General features: G+C 70.8%; 12 protein-coding genes. 1 reads left to right on the forward strand and 11 read right to left on the reverse strand.

Annotation, left to right across the window (positions count from 1 at the left end; genetic code table 11):
• The first annotated feature begins 11 nt into the window (after window positions 1–11).
• Complete coding sequence (locus tag Q5425_RS27545) at window positions 12–1085, forward strand: histidinol-phosphate transaminase (protein ID WP_308675218.1); 1074 nt, start codon at window positions 12–14, stop codon at window positions 1083–1085.
• 178 nt (window positions 1086–1263) lie between these two features.
• Here the strand turns inward: Q5425_RS27545 and Q5425_RS27550 are convergent, their stop codons facing one another.
• From Q5425_RS27550 to Q5425_RS27600, 11 genes are all read right to left on the reverse strand, one after another.
• Window positions 1264–2166 (reverse strand): helix-turn-helix domain-containing protein, encoded by a 903-nt coding sequence (locus Q5425_RS27550; RefSeq protein ID WP_308675219.1) that lies wholly within the window; start codon window positions 2164–2166, stop codon window positions 1264–1266.
• A gap of 61 nt (window positions 2167–2227) precedes the next feature.
• Window positions 2228–2443 carry an MbtH family protein gene (locus Q5425_RS27555; protein ID WP_308675220.1) on the reverse strand — a complete coding sequence of 72 codons (216 nt, stop codon included), beginning with the start codon at window positions 2441–2443 and terminating at the stop codon, window positions 2228–2230.
• Window positions 2444–2479: 36 nt separating this feature from the next.
• On the reverse strand, window positions 2480–3922 hold the full coding sequence (locus Q5425_RS27560) for a cation:proton antiporter (protein ID WP_308675221.1): 1443 nt from the start codon (window positions 3920–3922) through the stop codon (window positions 2480–2482).
• A complete protein-coding gene (locus Q5425_RS27565; protein WP_308675222.1) occupies window positions 3919–5889 on the reverse strand; it encodes an ABC transporter ATP-binding protein in 1971 nt (656 codons plus the stop codon). Before Q5425_RS27565 ends, Q5425_RS27560 begins: the two co-directional genes overlap by 4 nt.
• A 7-nt stretch (window positions 5890–5896) precedes the next feature.
• The gene (locus tag Q5425_RS27570; protein WP_308675223.1) at window positions 5897–6910 is read right to left on the reverse strand and encodes an MvdC/MvdD family ATP grasp protein; all 1014 of its coding nucleotides are present in this window, start codon (window positions 6908–6910) and stop codon (window positions 5897–5899) included.
• A 174-nt stretch (window positions 6911–7084) separates the two neighbouring features.
• Window positions 7085–7330, reverse strand: a complete 246-nt coding sequence (locus Q5425_RS27575) for a hypothetical protein (protein ID WP_308675224.1) — start codon at window positions 7328–7330, stop codon at window positions 7085–7087.
• 108 nt (window positions 7331–7438) lie between these two features.
• Window positions 7439–7717 carry a MoaD/ThiS family protein gene (locus Q5425_RS27580; RefSeq protein WP_308675225.1) on the reverse strand — a complete coding sequence of 93 codons (279 nt, stop codon included), beginning with the start codon at window positions 7715–7717 and terminating at the stop codon, window positions 7439–7441.
• A 51-nt stretch (window positions 7718–7768) separates the two neighbouring features.
• On the reverse strand, window positions 7769–8932 hold the full coding sequence (locus tag Q5425_RS27585; protein WP_308675226.1) for a YcaO-like family protein: 1164 nt from the start codon (window positions 8930–8932) through the stop codon (window positions 7769–7771).
• On the reverse strand, window positions 8929–10239 hold the full coding sequence (locus Q5425_RS27590; RefSeq protein WP_308675227.1) for a TfuA-like protein: 1311 nt from the start codon (window positions 10237–10239) through the stop codon (window positions 8929–8931). The genes Q5425_RS27585 and Q5425_RS27590 overlap by 4 nt, the downstream gene beginning before the upstream one ends.
• A 399-nt stretch (window positions 10240–10638) precedes the next feature.
• Window positions 10639–11493 (reverse strand): formate/nitrite transporter family protein, encoded by an 855-nt coding sequence (locus Q5425_RS27595; RefSeq protein ID WP_308675228.1) that lies wholly within the window; start codon window positions 11491–11493, stop codon window positions 10639–10641.
• Between the two features lie 109 nt (window positions 11494–11602).
• Window positions 11603–13900, reverse strand: coding sequence for an Orn/Lys/Arg decarboxylase N-terminal domain-containing protein (locus Q5425_RS27600; RefSeq protein ID WP_308675229.1), 2298 nt, complete (start codon window positions 13898–13900; stop codon window positions 11603–11605).
• Window positions 13901–14049 lie beyond the last annotated feature (149 nt).

The raw sequence follows: 14049 nt of genomic DNA on the forward strand, positions 1-14049 counted from the left end.
AGGAGGGGGCCATGACCAGGTTCGTCCGGCCCGAGGTCGCCCGGTTGCCGGGATATCCGGCGCCGCCGGCGCGCCCCGCGGTCCAGCTGGCCGGCAACGAGCTGCCGTGGCCACCGCTGCCCGAAGCGGCGGCGGCCGCGGCGGCCGCCGTCGCCGGGTCCCATCGCTACCCGGCGATGCGCCCCGGGGAGCTGATCACCCGGCTGGCCCGCCTGACCGGCCTGCCTGCCGGGCAGGTCGCCGTGGGCCCCGGCTCCGGCGCGCTCCTGCAGCACCTCATGGAGGTGGTGTTCGGCGGCAGCGGCAGTGTGGTGTTCGGCTGGCCTTCGTTCGAGGCGTATCCCGTCCTGGCCACCGTGGCCGGAGCGCGGCCGGTGCCGGTGCCGCTGACCGCCGGCCACGGGCACGACCTGGACGCGATGGCGGCGGCTGTCGGCGACGACACCCGGATGGTGCTGCTGTGCAACCCGAACAACCCGACCGGCTCGGTGCTGCACCGGGAGGCTCTGCTCGAATTTCTGCGGCGGCTGCCTCCGCACGTGCTCGTGGTGCTGGACGAGGCGTACCGGGAGTTCGTCAGCGACCCGGACAGCCCCGACGGGATCGACCTCGTCCGCGAGCTCGGGGACGGCGGCAGCCTGGTCAGCCTGCGCACCTTCTCGAAGGCGCACGGCTTGGCCGGGCTGCGGGTCGGCTACTGCGCCGGGCCGCCCGCGGTGATCGCCGCGCTCGACCGGGCCCAGTTGCCGTTCACCATCACCGCATCGGCCGAAGCGGCGGCACTGGCCAGCTTGGCCGGCCGTGACCAGGTGGCCGCACGCTGCCGCGACGTACGCGTCGAGCGCGGCCGGGTCCGCGAAACCCTGCGGGCGCACGGGTTCGCCGTACCCGAGTCGCACGGCAACTTCCTGTGGCTGCCCCTGGCCGGGCGGGCGGGCGCGTTCGCCGCGCACTGCCTGGCCCACGGGGTGCTCGTGCGCCCGTTCCCCGGCGAAGGAGTCCGGACGACCATCGGCAGCCGCGCCGACAACAACGTTTTCCTCACCGCGGCCGAGTCCTGGTCGCGGCTGCCCGCCGTGCCTTGATCCAGGTGAGCGCCGCCTGCCCCAGAGTCTGCATCGAAGCCGCGAGGGGCAGCCGCCAGGCGCGGAAGACACCAGGGCTGGGAGGGGGCTGGGTTGTCGTGAGTGTTTAGGAGGGTTCTAACCCTCCTAAACACTCACGACAACTGCGGCAGGACCTGAAGCCGGGCTTGGCCGTACTTCATGACGGCCGGCATCCCGCGTCGAGGGCGGTGCCGTCGAGCAGGGCTTTGCCCAGGCGGGTGACGTCGTGCTGCACGGTGTTGCGGTTGCGCCGGGTGGTGATCAGGCCGGCCTGGCGCAGGATCGAGGTGTGCTGGCTGATGCCGGCCGAGGACATGCGCAGCCGCTCGGCCAGCTCGCCCGTGGACCGGCTGTCGGTGAGTTCCTGCAGCACGGCGGCCCGGGTGCTGCCGACCAGGGCCGCCAAGGCGCGGTGCCCGGCCTCCGGCGCGTTCCACATCTCCTTCGCGTCGGTGTGGCTCGGCGGGGCGGCGGAAAACACCAGGACCGGGGTCTCCCGGTCCCGGCCGTCCATGAGCAGCGCGGCCCGGCCCTCGTGCAGGAACAGGGACGGAACGAGCACCAGCCCCCGGCCGTCGAGGTGGATTTCGCCGGTGCGCTCGCCGGGTATTTCCAGCACCGGCGGTCGCCACCGCACCAAGGGGTGCAGCGTGTCGAGCAGGCGTTCCACCCCGCCGGTCATCGCGAGGCGGCTCCGGGCGTCGCGTTCGCTTTCCAGGTAGCCGTGGACCCGCGGCCAGAACGGCGAGATCGCGATCGAGCAAAAGGACCGGACCGCCGCCAGCACCTCCTCGCGGCCCAGGTCGGCTCCGTCGACCGGGGCGCGGCCGGACGACGTCGTTTCGTGCACCAGCCACAGCAGATCGGGCACCGGGCGGACGGACCGCCCGAGCGCGCGGACCGGGCTCCGGTGGGCGAACCGGCGCCGCCACACCGCAAAAATGCCCGTTCGCGCTTTCGTGAACGAGTCCATCGCAAAAACGGCTTCCCCGGTGATGCCGACCGTGGTCGCCATTCTGATCCGCCCGAGGTCCGCCATGGTGAAATGGATCGTCTGCACCCGCTCCCCCAGCAAAAGAAAAGACAAACCGGATCGTGGCCCGTCCGGCGGCGCCGAGACGTCAGTCTTGTTGCTGCTCCATGGCGAGAATGAGGCTGCGGGGCCGCATGTCGGTCCAGGTGCGCTCGATGTGGGCCAGGCACGCGTCGCGGCGGTCCGGGCCGAAGGCCGTGGTCCAGCCGGCGGGTACCGGGCCGAACGTGGGCCACAGCGAGTACTGGCCCTCGTCGTTCACCAGGGCCACGAACTCGCCGTCCGGGTCGTCGAAGGGGTTCATGCCATCGCTCCTTTCCGCTCGTTCACCACGCCGACGCTAATGGGCGCGGTCCGCGCCGCCATCGGCGTTCACCACAGTTACGGTCTCCGTGGCATGCACCAAGCCGGCGACCGGCCGCGCGGGCGCCCGGGCGCCGCCGAGGTCGAGCCGCCGGAGCAGCGGGCCGGTCATGGCCGTCGTCACCAGCGTCATCACCACGAACACGACGAACAGGTCCGGGCCGATGATGCCGAGCGACAGTCCCGCGGAGACCACCACCAGTTCGGTCAGGCCCCGGCAGTTGACCATGACGCCCAGCCCGGCCGATTCCCGCCACGTCAGGCCGGTCAGCCGGCCGACGAGCGTGGTCGTGCCCAGCTTGCTCGTGACGGCCACGACGATCACGAGCAAGCACACCAGCACGTCCCGGAGGTTCCGCAGGAACCCGACGTGCATGCTGAACCCGATCACCGCGAAGAAGAGCGGGAGCACGGCGGTGACCCCGCGCCCGACCGTGCGGCCGAGGTCGCGCACCACGCGGTTTCCGCGCGGCAGGATCGCGCCGGCCAGCAACGCCCCGAAGATGGCGTGGACGCCGATCCAGTCGGTGACGGCGGCGGCGGAGAGCGCCCAGAGCACCAGCACCACGGTCAGGGCGCGCCGCCGGCCGGTGTTCTCCCCGGCGATCGCCGAGAGCCGGCGCAGCGCCGGGCGGACGACGAGGAGCGTTCCCGCGGTGAACAGGACGAGCCACCCCACGGTCGGCGCGACCGCAGCCGCCGAGTCACCGCGGGCCAGCGCGACGACCACGACCAGCAGGCACCACGAGAGGACGTCGCCCACCCCGGCGGTGGCCAGGCCGAGCGTGCCGATCCGGGTCCGGACCAGGTCGAGCCCGGCGAGGATCCGCACCAGCACGGGGAAGGCGGTGATGCTCATCGAGGTGCCCACGAAGAGGAGGAAGGGGACGGGCCCGGTCCCCGCCGGCCGGTACGCCGCGGCCAGGCCGGCGGCGAGCAGCAGCCCGCAGGCGAGCGGGACGGCCACCATGGCCGTCCCGAGTGCGGCCACCCGCCGCCCCGCCCCGCGCAGCAGGTCCAGCGGGAGGTCGGCGCCGAGGAGGAAGACGAAGCAGACGATCGCCAGCTGCGCGACCAGGCCGAGGTGGGGCACCAGGGCCGTGGGGAACAGGGCGTGCTGGATTTCCGGCGCCACCTGGCCCAGCAAGGTCGGGCCCAGCGCGATGCCCGCGGCCATCTCGCCGATGACCGGTGGCTGGCGGCACCGCGTCGCGGCCCAGCCGCCCAGCCGCCCCACCACGATGATCAGGACGACCGCGAGGAGGAACCGCAGGACGAGGGGCCAGCCGCCGTCGCTCAGGTCCGCCAGCTGCCCGAAGGTCGGAACGGCGTGCAGCAGGCCCACGGACACGGCCGCCAGGACGACGAGGACGGCCACGGCGTCGCGTGCGTGTTCACCGGATCTTTCGGGTGCTTTCACGGTTTCGGCTCTCCGGAGACGAAGTCGTGGGGCAGGGCCGGGCCCTTGCTCCGGCCGAACTGGGCGGCTTGGATCTCGTACAGCCCGCGGAAGCGCCCTTGGGGCAGCTCCAGCAGTTCCTCCGGTGGGCCGGATTCGACGAGCCGGCCGCGGTGGAGCACGTACACCAGGTCCGCGTGCCGGACGGACGCCATCCGGTGGGTGATGAGGATGACGGTCTGCCCGCCTTCGGCCAGTCCGCGGATCCGGTCGAACACCCGCTGCTCTTCACGGGCGTCGAGCGCGGCAGTGGGTTCGTCGACGATCAGGACGGGTGCGTCGCGGTAGTGGGCCCGTGCGACACCCACGCGTTGCCACTGGCCGCCGCTGAGCTGGTGGCCGCCCTCGTACCCCCGGGCCAGCAACGTGGCCCAGCCGCGGGGCAGGCCCTCGATCACCGCCGTGGCGCCCGCGTGGTCGGCGGCGGCACTCAGCCGGCCTTCGTCGTCGGGAGTGCGGGAGTCACCGATGGCGACGTTGACCCGGGCGGTGAAGGGCCAGCGCTTGAAGTCCTGCGCGACCATGGCGATCCGGCCGAACACCTGCTGCCGGTCAGCCCGGCAGGTCGGGACGTCGTCCCACCCGACGCTGCCGCGGTCCGGGAGGTAGAGCCCGGCGAGCAGCTTGACCAGGGTGGACTTGCCCGAGCCGTTTTCCCCGACGAGGGCGGTGATCCGCCCCCTGGGGATGGTGAGCGAGACGTCGTCGATCGCCGGCGGCGCGGCCCGGTCGGTGCCGGGGTAGCGGAAGGTGACCCGGTCGAACGTGATCCGGCGGGGGTGGGCCGGCACGTCCAGGCCACCGGCCGGGATGGCCTGCTCGGCGGCCCGGACCCGCAACCGCTCGAGGTCGGCGACGAACAGGCTCTCGTCGTAGAGGCTGGTGACCGCCTGCACCATGCCGCCGAGGCGTCCCGTGCCGGTGCGGATGGCGAGCACCGCGGTTCCCGCGACGGACACGGCCACGGTGCCGCTCCAGGCCAAGAGGCCCAGCGTGAGGTAGGTGGCGGCGGTGGCGAGCCCGGTCCAGGCGGCGACCCACAGCCCGGTGCGGGCGTCGAGCCTCGCCAGCCGGGTCTGTTCGGCCTCGGAGGCGGCGGACATGGCGCGGAAGTGCCGGAGCAGGAACGGGCCCACCTGGTGGACCCGGATCTCCGGGGCGGCCTCGACCGCGGTGAGTTCCGTGCTGAGCACCCGGCCGGCGCGCGTGTGCTGCACCCAGGTGCGGAAACTCTCGTAGCGGCGGCGCGCGGTCACGAGGGTTCCCCACAGGGGCGGGACGATCATCAGGCTGAGCAACGGCAGCAGCACCGGGTGCAGCACGGTGAGCACACTCCCGGCGGCCGCCAGGGAGAGCACCGCGGTGATCACCCGCGTGCAGTGCTCGACCATCCGGCGGGCGCCCGTCGCCCCGAACTGGGCGGTGTCGAGCAGCCGGCGGAACCGGTCGTCCTCGAGCGCGGCCAGTTCCACGCGCGAAGCACAGGCCAGGTACTGCTCGGTGGCGGCTCGTTCGACCTTCGGCTGCAGCCGCCCCGAACCGTAGGTGGAGACGGCGGTGAGCACCGCGCCCAGCACCGCGGTGACCGCCACCAGCACGAGCGACGGCACGGCCCGGGGCAGCCACCGGGCCGGGTCGCCGCCGGCCAGCACGGCGGCCAGCGCGGTGTTGACGGCGACCAGACCGACGGCCTGCACAACACCGCGTCCGGCTTCGGCGCCGGCGACCAGCCACACCGCCGCAGCGTCGGTTTTGCGGGCGAGCCGGACGGTGGTGCGGACGAGGGGCGGCAGCGCCCGGACCACCGGCCACAGGCCGAGCCGGGTCAGGGCGCCGTCCTGGGTGCTCGTGTCGTTGACGTAGAGGAGGCGACCGCCGAAGAGGAGCTCTTCCGAGGACGAGGTGCCGGACGCCGAGCGGGTCTTCACGGGGCCGTCACGAGTTCCGCACCATGATGTCGACGAAGGCCTGCATGAGGCGCAGTTCCGGTACCCATTCCTGGACGAACAGCCACTGGCCGTTCGCGTTCACCTCCAGGAAGATGTGCTCGTCGTCGGGCGTCACGATGAAGTCGAAGGCTCCGAAGCGCAGCCCGAAGTCGTTCACCAGTGCGAGACAGGCCTTCGCCACGGAGTCGGGGAGCTCACCGACGGTGGCGTGGGGCAGCGAGTCCTGCCGGCGCCAGTCGTGCCGGGTGAGGTCGTTCTTCTGCGATTCGATCTTGCAGGTGAAGATCTGGTCCTCGAAGAGCGTGACGCGCAGTTCGTGCTTCTTCTCGACGAGTTCCTGGAACATGCAGGCGCAGTGCCGCACGCTGTCGACGTGCTTCATGTCCTCGTCGGTGAACGGCCGGACCAGCGGCATGCCGGGGACGAAGGTTTCGGAGGTGTACTCCTCCTCCACTTCGCCCGGCAGCAGGAACGGTCCCGTCATGGACTTGAAAACCATCCTCCCGGAGCACTCGTCGTAGAACTTGCGCACGTCTTCGGGATCGTTGGTGATGATGGTCTTCGGCGAGGTGAGGCCGAGGGCCGCCCCCTTGGTCATCTGGATCATCTTGTTGGCGGCTTTGCGGATGTTGTGCGGATCGCTCATCCAGTAGACATCGGGGTTGTCGAGCAGCAGATCCCACAACCCGCGCATGGCGTATTCGCTCTCCCGCTTGGCGTAGGGCAACTGCACCCGGGTGAGCTCCTTCGACGGGCGGGCCACATAGGGCTTCCGCCACCAGACGGCCTTGATGTCGTCGAGGTCGATCACCCCGTCCCGCGTGTGCAGCCGGTTGGACCACCGCCCCTGCCGGAAAACCGCGTCGATCCGCGCGGTCAGCGGAACGTCCTCGGGGTAGAAGAAGACCGGCTCCCGGCCGTTCCGGCGCAGGATTTCGGCCGCGGCGTACGCGGTCGTGTCCCACCTGGATGTGACAATCAGAATCGTGGCGTTGCCCATGCCGTCACCTTCGTCTCGTCGAGCTGAACTGCTTCACTGCCGCGTCGGCGAACCCGGGGCGGGCCGCCGCTTTCCGCCTGGACCCGCCCCGGTTCGTCCGGATCCGATAGTCACGAACACGAGGGAATCAGCGGATGGGCCGGGCCACATCCGCGTGTTCCCCGGACGAGCAGGTCACTCGTCGTCCCACCGCCACTCGGTGTCGCTGTCCGCGTCGGGAATCGTGTTGGTGTTCGACGGACCCGTGTCGGTTTCGGTGTTGGTTTGGGTGGACATGCCGGCCGCCACGAAGGGTTCGCCCGGCTCCGGGTCCACGAGGTAGTCGACCAGCCGGTCGAGCTGCTGACGGGCTTCCTCGTCGGCCAGGACGTCGAGGGTGCCGCGGATCGGTTCCACTTCGGTCAGCAGGTGGCCGGCCATGACTTGCGGTGTGAATTGCATTCAAGCCTCTTCCTGTACGTCGGGTTTCGGCGATCGAGTTTTTTCTGTGGTTGCTCGGCGTTAGGCAGTCCCCCTTCGTCGGGTGCTTCAGCCGCCGGCAACGGCGGCCAGGACCATCACCGTGGTGCCGGGCGCAACGGCGGAGTCCGCGGAACCCAGGTCGCGCACGTCGTCATCGCCGACGTAGACGCGGACGAAAGGCAGGGGCTGCAGGCGGTCGTCGACGATCCGCCCGGTGAGGCGGGGATACTCGTCCTGCATTTTCTCCAGCACCTGACGCACCGTGCCCGCCGGCACGGAAAAGCGTCGGACACCTCCGGTGAACTGCGCCAAAGAGGAGGAGAGAGAAACACTTACGTCACCCATGGGACCACCTCGGACGGATGCGGAGCCGATGTAACCGGGTATCGGCGCGATTCAGGGAGTATCCAAAGAGGGCATCGCTCTCGGAATGCTGTTGCCGCCCTTACCGGGATAACCAAGACCGGGGCAGACCACCCGGACCACCGAGAAGAGCTCGGGCCGGGTCGACATGTCGGCCACGATCGGTGCCATCCCGGTGAGCTTCTCGACCCGCTCGGCGACTTCCCGCAGTTCCGCGTCGAGGTCGTCGTGGGTGGCGCCGTACCCCTCGACCACGTCGGCGAGGGGCTGCCCGGCGGCCGCGGACAGCAAGGGGTCGGCAACGTGCGGTGGCCGGTAGCCGGACGGCAGGTTGTCGCGGGTGGTGCAGATCCGCGTGAGCCGGGTTTGCACCGCTTCGGTGATCGCCCGGCTCATGGCCACGGTGACGTCCAGGTGGGCGCCGGAACCCGCCGCGACGAGCGGGTAGAGCGGGGACCAGACGAACGCCACGAACACGGGCACCGCCAGTTCGTTGCGGACCATGGCCACCTCGCACTGCGTGCCCGCGTCGGCCAGCCGGTCGAGCAGCGACCGAAGGTGTTCGTCGTCCACTGTGGACAAGTCGACCTGAACGCGGGAGTCCGCGCCGGAGTCGTCGAGACCGGCCAACGCGTGGCGTTCGATCACCTCGTAGATCCCGTGGAGGCAGGCCTCCGCCCAGGAGTTCCCCGACGCCAGCCCGTTGGACGTGGTCTTGAACACGCGAGGTTCCCACAGGCTGCTGTCGACGAACGACAGGCTCAGCAACTGGACCGGCAGCGGCACCGGGTCGCCGCCAACCACCCGGCGGGCCTGGGTCCACTCGAGCCGCACGTGGTCGAGGGGCTGCTTCAGCGGCCGGACGTTGAGCGCCCGGATCGGGTAGGGCAGTTCGAGGTCGCGAGCGGTCGCTTCGAACCGGGGAGGGTCGAAGGTTTCCGCGTGCCACATTTCGATCGACTCCATCACCGCGGATATCCGGGCCAGGAGCGGGGTGGCCCCCTTGCCCTGGGAAGTGCCGTACGTCTCCGACAGGGGGCGGACGGCGATCATCACGGGGATGCCGATGTGGTCCAGGTGCGTCACGTCCGCGACCCGGGTGATGCCGAAGGTCCCCAGCTGCGGTTCGATGCGCGACCACGTCGCTTCGGCCGACCGGGCACGATGTGTTCCGTTCAGCACGACCTTCTTCGTCATGCCGGACCCACGCGGGTGTATTTGCGGTCCTTGATGGCTCCGACGACGAACGGCTGGAGGATCCTGATCGCCGTCCTGACGTTGGGAATGCCTCGGCGGCGGCACTCGCGGACCAGCTTGGCGGGCGGAACCTCCCAGAGGTGGCACAGCAGGACCTTGGCGGCGTCGCCGGAGAGCACCTCCGGGTCGTCCCCCACGGCGAAGCCGCTCCCCCGGCCGGTGAATTCCCGCAGCTGCCGGAGGTAGCGGGCGACGGTCTCCACGTCCCCCGGTTCCTCCGTGCTCAGCAGGAGCTCCACCTCGCCCGGATCGCTCAGATCGGGTACCGGGCAGACGAAGTCGAACAGCCAGTCTTCCTTGTGCGTCACCGGCTGCGGGAACCGCGCCACCCCGATCTGCCGGGACAAGGACTCCGCCAGGTCGCCGACGGCCTCGCCGGCCGGTGCGGGTCGACGGCGCCGGTAGGTCTCGTCCAGGTAGCGTTCCCAGGCGCGCGGGTAGCCGGAGCTGAAGATCTGCTGGTACGCCAGGCGGTGGCCCAGTGGCGGATCCCCGGTCCGTTCGGCGAAGGAGTTGCTCCACACCCGCAGGAATACGGTTTTCCAATCGGCTCCTCCGGATCCCGTCACCTGCCCGACGGCACCGTCGGCGACGAGGTGGCGTGCCGCCTCCACGGCGTCGAGGCAGTCCCGGCGCTTCTGGTCGAAGACGTGCGGGTCGGCGGCCGTCCGCTCCTCATACCAGTCCGCCAGCTCGGCCCGCCCGGCCCGGCGCAGGATCCGGACGACCCGCGCCTCGGTGCGCAACGGGTAGTACTCGGCGCGAAGCGCGGCGATGACTTCGTCGACGTCTTCGGATCGCAGCACTCCCGCCGCGCACGCGGCCTGCGCCGCCGCGTAGAGGTTCACGAGGGGAACGCTCAGGCTGGTGTAGGGAGCTGAGTCTTCGTGCGCCACCGCCACCGCGTCATCACCGTCGAACACGCCGGCGCGGTAGAGCTCGTAGACGGCTCCGGAGCCCCGCATCCCGAAGGCGCTCAGTTCCCGGGCCCGGAGGGCCCCGATGCTCGCCGCACCGAGCACGGTCACCCCCCGGTCGAGCGCGTACAGGTATTCCTTGTGCCGCAACCCCAGCCGGTGGTGGTAGTAGCCGTCGACGACGACGGCCACGTCCCCGGAAACCAGGTCGGCGGCGAAGAAGTCCCCGTGGGACGCGGGCGGGTGGACCACCACGTCCGGGAACCGCCGGCGTACCTCAACCGCCGAGCACGTCGGACCGACGTAGAGGTGCACCGTCCCCGTGGCCATCGGTCATCTCCCTTCCGGAGCCCGCCGCAGTCCCGGGATTCGTAACCATCCGCAGGGTGAGCGCTTACCGGAAAGGACACTAGGTGAGTGGGAAAGGACCGCCTTGATCAGGATTGCGCGATCCGCGGCAGATGTTGCGAGCCACGGCCGGCGCCAACGCTCGCCGGACCCCGGTGCCGCTGTGCCGCTGTCGCGGCCTTGACGACCTCGCGCGACTCCTCTGTCAGGGCCGCGATCCGGCGCCGAATTGCTTCCGCCCCGGCACGAGCCCCGCGCTGGTGCCCGGATTGTCTCGCCGGGCGGCCACACCGGTCTACGCAAGTGAGCCGGCCCGGTACGGCCGCGCCGTTGTCGCGGCCGTGAGACCGAGGAAAGCGAAGCCGAATCAGTGCCGGTCGGTCAGGTGGTTTCCTCACCCGCTTCCCGGCGGGCGTCGTGCTGGGCCTCTTCGACCCGGTGCGACACCCGGAGCAGCCGGATCGAGGTGACCAGGCCGATTCCGCCGATGATGTTGCCCAGGGACGACCACGCCAGCGCGAGGGCCCAGTCACCCCACGAGTAGTGCGCCATGCCACCCAGCAAGCCCGCGAACATGATGATCGAGTCGAGCACCGAGTGGAACAGCTGGGCTCCGACGAGAACGAACGCCATGGCGACCGCGGCGACGATCTGGACGCCCAAGTTGTCGGACGCGTGCTGCATCCGGGTCATCAGCGTGATCACCGCGCCCGCCAGCACGGCCAGCAACAGCGAGCGCCACGACGTGCCCAGCGTGGCGTAATGCAGACCGCTTGCGGCCGCGGTGCCCCGGAGGTCGGGCAGGGCGACGACGATCATCCCGGCCATCACGAACCCGCCGGCCAGGTTCGTCGCCAGGGTGACCAGCCACAGGCGGAGCAGCCGCGGCCAGGTCCCCCGGCCGGACGCCAAGGCCGTGACCGGGACCAGGAAGTTCTCGGTGAACAGCTCGCTGCGGGCCAGCAGCAGCGCGATGAAGCCGATCGTGAACGCCGCGGAGGCCAGCAGCGGCTGTCCGGTCTCGTGCTCGACGACCAGGTAGGCCAGGACTCCCACCGCTACGTCGACACCACCGAGCAGGCCGGTGGCCGCCAGCGGCAGCAACGGGCGGCCGAGCCGGTCGCGGCCTTCGTCGATGATCCGGTCGAACGCTTCCTCCAGCTCCGGCTCGTCCCGGCTCCCGGCCGGGGACCGCAGGTTCCCGCTCCGGTCCTCGTCGGCCGATTCGCCTCGCATCGCCACTCCCCACCGCGCTGTCGCACGTCGCCCGCCGTCGGCGATCGGGCGTTTACCCGAGCGGACCGGAACTACTCCCCGGCCGGGGGATTTTCCCGTGGATCGACCGTCACCCGGTGCGGAGGCAGGTGATCCAGTAGTCACCGCCGGCGTCCCGGGTGACGCCGTGGGTTTCGCTGGGGAAGCCGGGGAAGTGCCGGTCGAAGTCCTCGAGGGCGCGCAGGTAGCGCAGGGTGGGCTCGTCGTGGCCGCCGGCGTTCTCGCCGGGCATGAGGACCGGGATGCCGGGCGGGGTGGTCACGACCTGGGTGGCGACCGTGCGGTGGGCGAGCTCGGCGAGGCGGACGGGTTCGGTGCCGCCCCGCAGCAGCCGCTGGTAGGTCTGGGCGGGGGTGAGTTCGGGGCGCGGCGGGTGGGTGAACGCCGCGTCGAGCAGCGGGATGAGGTCGCTCTTGCGCAGCTGGGCGTGCATCTGGTCGCACAGCTCCCGCAGCGTCAGGCCGGCGTAGCGGGCGGGGTGTTGTTCGACCAGGGCGGGCAGGACGCCGGCGAGGCGCGCGCCGGTGTCGTAGAGCGTCTTGAAGTCGAGGAGCCCGTCGATGAGCGTGCCCCACTTGCCCTTGGTGATGCCCATCGAGAACAGGATCAGGCACGTGTAGGCGTCGGTCTTCTCGACGACGATGCGCCGGGTTTCGAGGTAGGCGGTGAGGATCCGCGCCGGGATCCCGACGTCCGCCGCGGTGCCGCGGGCGTCGGTGCCCGGACAGGTGACGCTCACCTTCACCGGGTCGAGCAGGCAGTACCCCTCCTCCAGATCCGGGAAGCCGTGCCAGGCCGCACCGGGCTCGAGGCTCCAGCAGGCGGGTTCGCTGCGCAGCAGATCCAGCGGCGCGTCCGCGAAGGGGTATCGCTGCCCGGTTTCCGGATCACCGACCTCGTCGGGCTGCCAGGTGCCGAAGAACCAGGCGGGGCGGTCCCCGGCAGCGGCGATGCGGCGGGCGATGCGGGCGACCGCCTGCCGGAACCGGATGGCTTCGGTGACGGCCTCGTCGACCAGCCAGCGGCCGCCCGGTCCATCCATCATGCCGGCGGCGACGTCGAGCCCGGCGATCATCGGGTACAGCGGCGACGTCGTGGCGTGCATCATGAACGTCTCGTTGAACTGCCGGTGCTCGACCGGCGACCGAGGTGAGTTCTTCACGTGCAGCATCGCGCTCTGGGACATCGCGGCGAGCAGCTTGTGGGTGGACTGGGTGCTGAACACGGTGGGCCGGACGGCGTCGGGCACCGTGCCCGCGTCCACGGCCATGCCGTAGCGGCGCGTGTAGAGCGGGTGGAACCGAGCGTAGGCGAACCACGCCTCGTCCAGGTGCAGCCGCGGCACGCTGGCCCCCAGCAGCTCCGCGACGCGGACCGCGTCGTAGCACAGGCCGTCGTAGGTGGAGTTCGTGATCACCGCGTACACCGGATCCGGTGCGGCGGCTCCGGCCGCCAGCGGGCTGCCCGGCACGAGCCCGGCCACCGCCTCCTGGCCCAGCGCGGCGGGCGGGATGGGACCCATCAGCCCGTAGCCGTTGCGGGTCGGCACGAGGTAGACCGGGCGCCCGCCGGTCAGCGTCAGCCCGTGGTAGATCGCCTTGTGGCAGTTGCGGTCGACGAGCACCAGTTCGTCGGTGGCGATGCTGGCGTGCAGGGCGATGCGGTCACCGGTGGAATCGCCGTGCAGCACAAAATACGTCAGGTCGGCGCCGAAGATGCGCGCGGCATTGCGCTCCGCGTCGCCGATCGGGCCGCTGTGCTCGAACAACGAGCCCAGCTCCGCCACGGATATCGACAAATCGGTGCGGAACAACCGCTCGCCGTAGTAGTCGAACAACGCCCGCCCGACCGGGGATTTCAGGAACGCCACGCCGCCCGCGTGGGCCGGGGTGTGCCAGGAGTATTCGTGGGTGTCGTCGAACCGCCGGAGCTCACGGAAGAACGGCGGCAGAATTTCGTCGCGGTAGCGGCGCGCGGCGACACCGATCCGGCCGGCGATGAACCCCGGCGTGTCCTCCATCAGCCACACGTAGCCGCAGATGACTTCCGAAATCCACAACGGCAGGTCGTCGACCGAGGCCGAGGTGGTCACCAGGAACACCGGGAGCCGGGTGAACCGGCCCACCAGCGCTTTCAGCACGGCTTCGGCGGACGCGTCCCGGTCGCTGTCGCCGACGTCCCAGCTCACCAGCGCGGCGGTGAGATCGGCCCGGCTCTGCACGAGGGCCAGTGCGTCGGCATCGGTACCGGCGCGCAGAACGTCGTGCCCGTCCGCGCCGAGGTGCTCGCAGATCCGGGCCAGCTGGGCGTTGAGCACCGACGCCGAAGGGATGTCGTCCAGCGCCAGCAGAATCGTCGAACCGGCCACGGTGGAGTCCCTTCTCCGAATTGCGCTCCTCAGATATAACGGGCATCGGGCCGCGTCGTCGATCGACCGAAAGCTTGCTCTCGCGTACCTCTTTCGAGGAGAATCCGGGTGAAAGTGTCACCCGGTGACCGGCTTCCGCCACGTCCGAG

It is taken from the genome of Amycolatopsis sp. A133 (assembly GCF_031082405.1).
In the GTDB taxonomy this organism is placed as follows: domain Bacteria; phylum Actinomycetota; class Actinomycetes; order Mycobacteriales; family Pseudonocardiaceae; genus Amycolatopsis.

Coding starts and splice junctions, on each gene's coding strand:
- Q5425_RS27570 (WP_308675223.1), bottom strand. CDS start 6,910: ATGGGCAACGCCACGATTCTGATTGTCACATCCAGGTGGGACACGACC.
- Q5425_RS27590 (WP_308675227.1), bottom strand. CDS start 10,239: ATGGCCACGGGGACGGTGCACCTCTACGTCGGTCCGACGTGCTCGGCG.
- Q5425_RS27585 (WP_308675226.1), bottom strand. CDS start 8,932: ATGACGAAGAAGGTCGTGCTGAACGGAACACATCGTGCCCGGTCGGCC.
- Q5425_RS27555 (WP_308675220.1), bottom strand. CDS start 2,443: ATGAACCCCTTCGACGACCCGGACGGCGAGTTCGTGGCCCTGGTGAAC.
- Q5425_RS27580 (WP_308675225.1), bottom strand. CDS start 7,717: ATGGGTGACGTAAGTGTTTCTCTCTCCTCCTCTTTGGCGCAGTTCACC.
- Q5425_RS27595 (WP_308675228.1), bottom strand. CDS start 11,493: ATGCGAGGCGAATCGGCCGACGAGGACCGGAGCGGGAACCTGCGGTCC.
- Q5425_RS27545 (WP_308675218.1), top strand. CDS start 12: ATGACCAGGTTCGTCCGGCCCGAGGTCGCCCGGTTGCCGGGATATCCG.
- Q5425_RS27575 (WP_308675224.1), bottom strand. CDS start 7,330: ATGGCCGGCCACCTGCTGACCGAAGTGGAACCGATCCGCGGCACCCTC.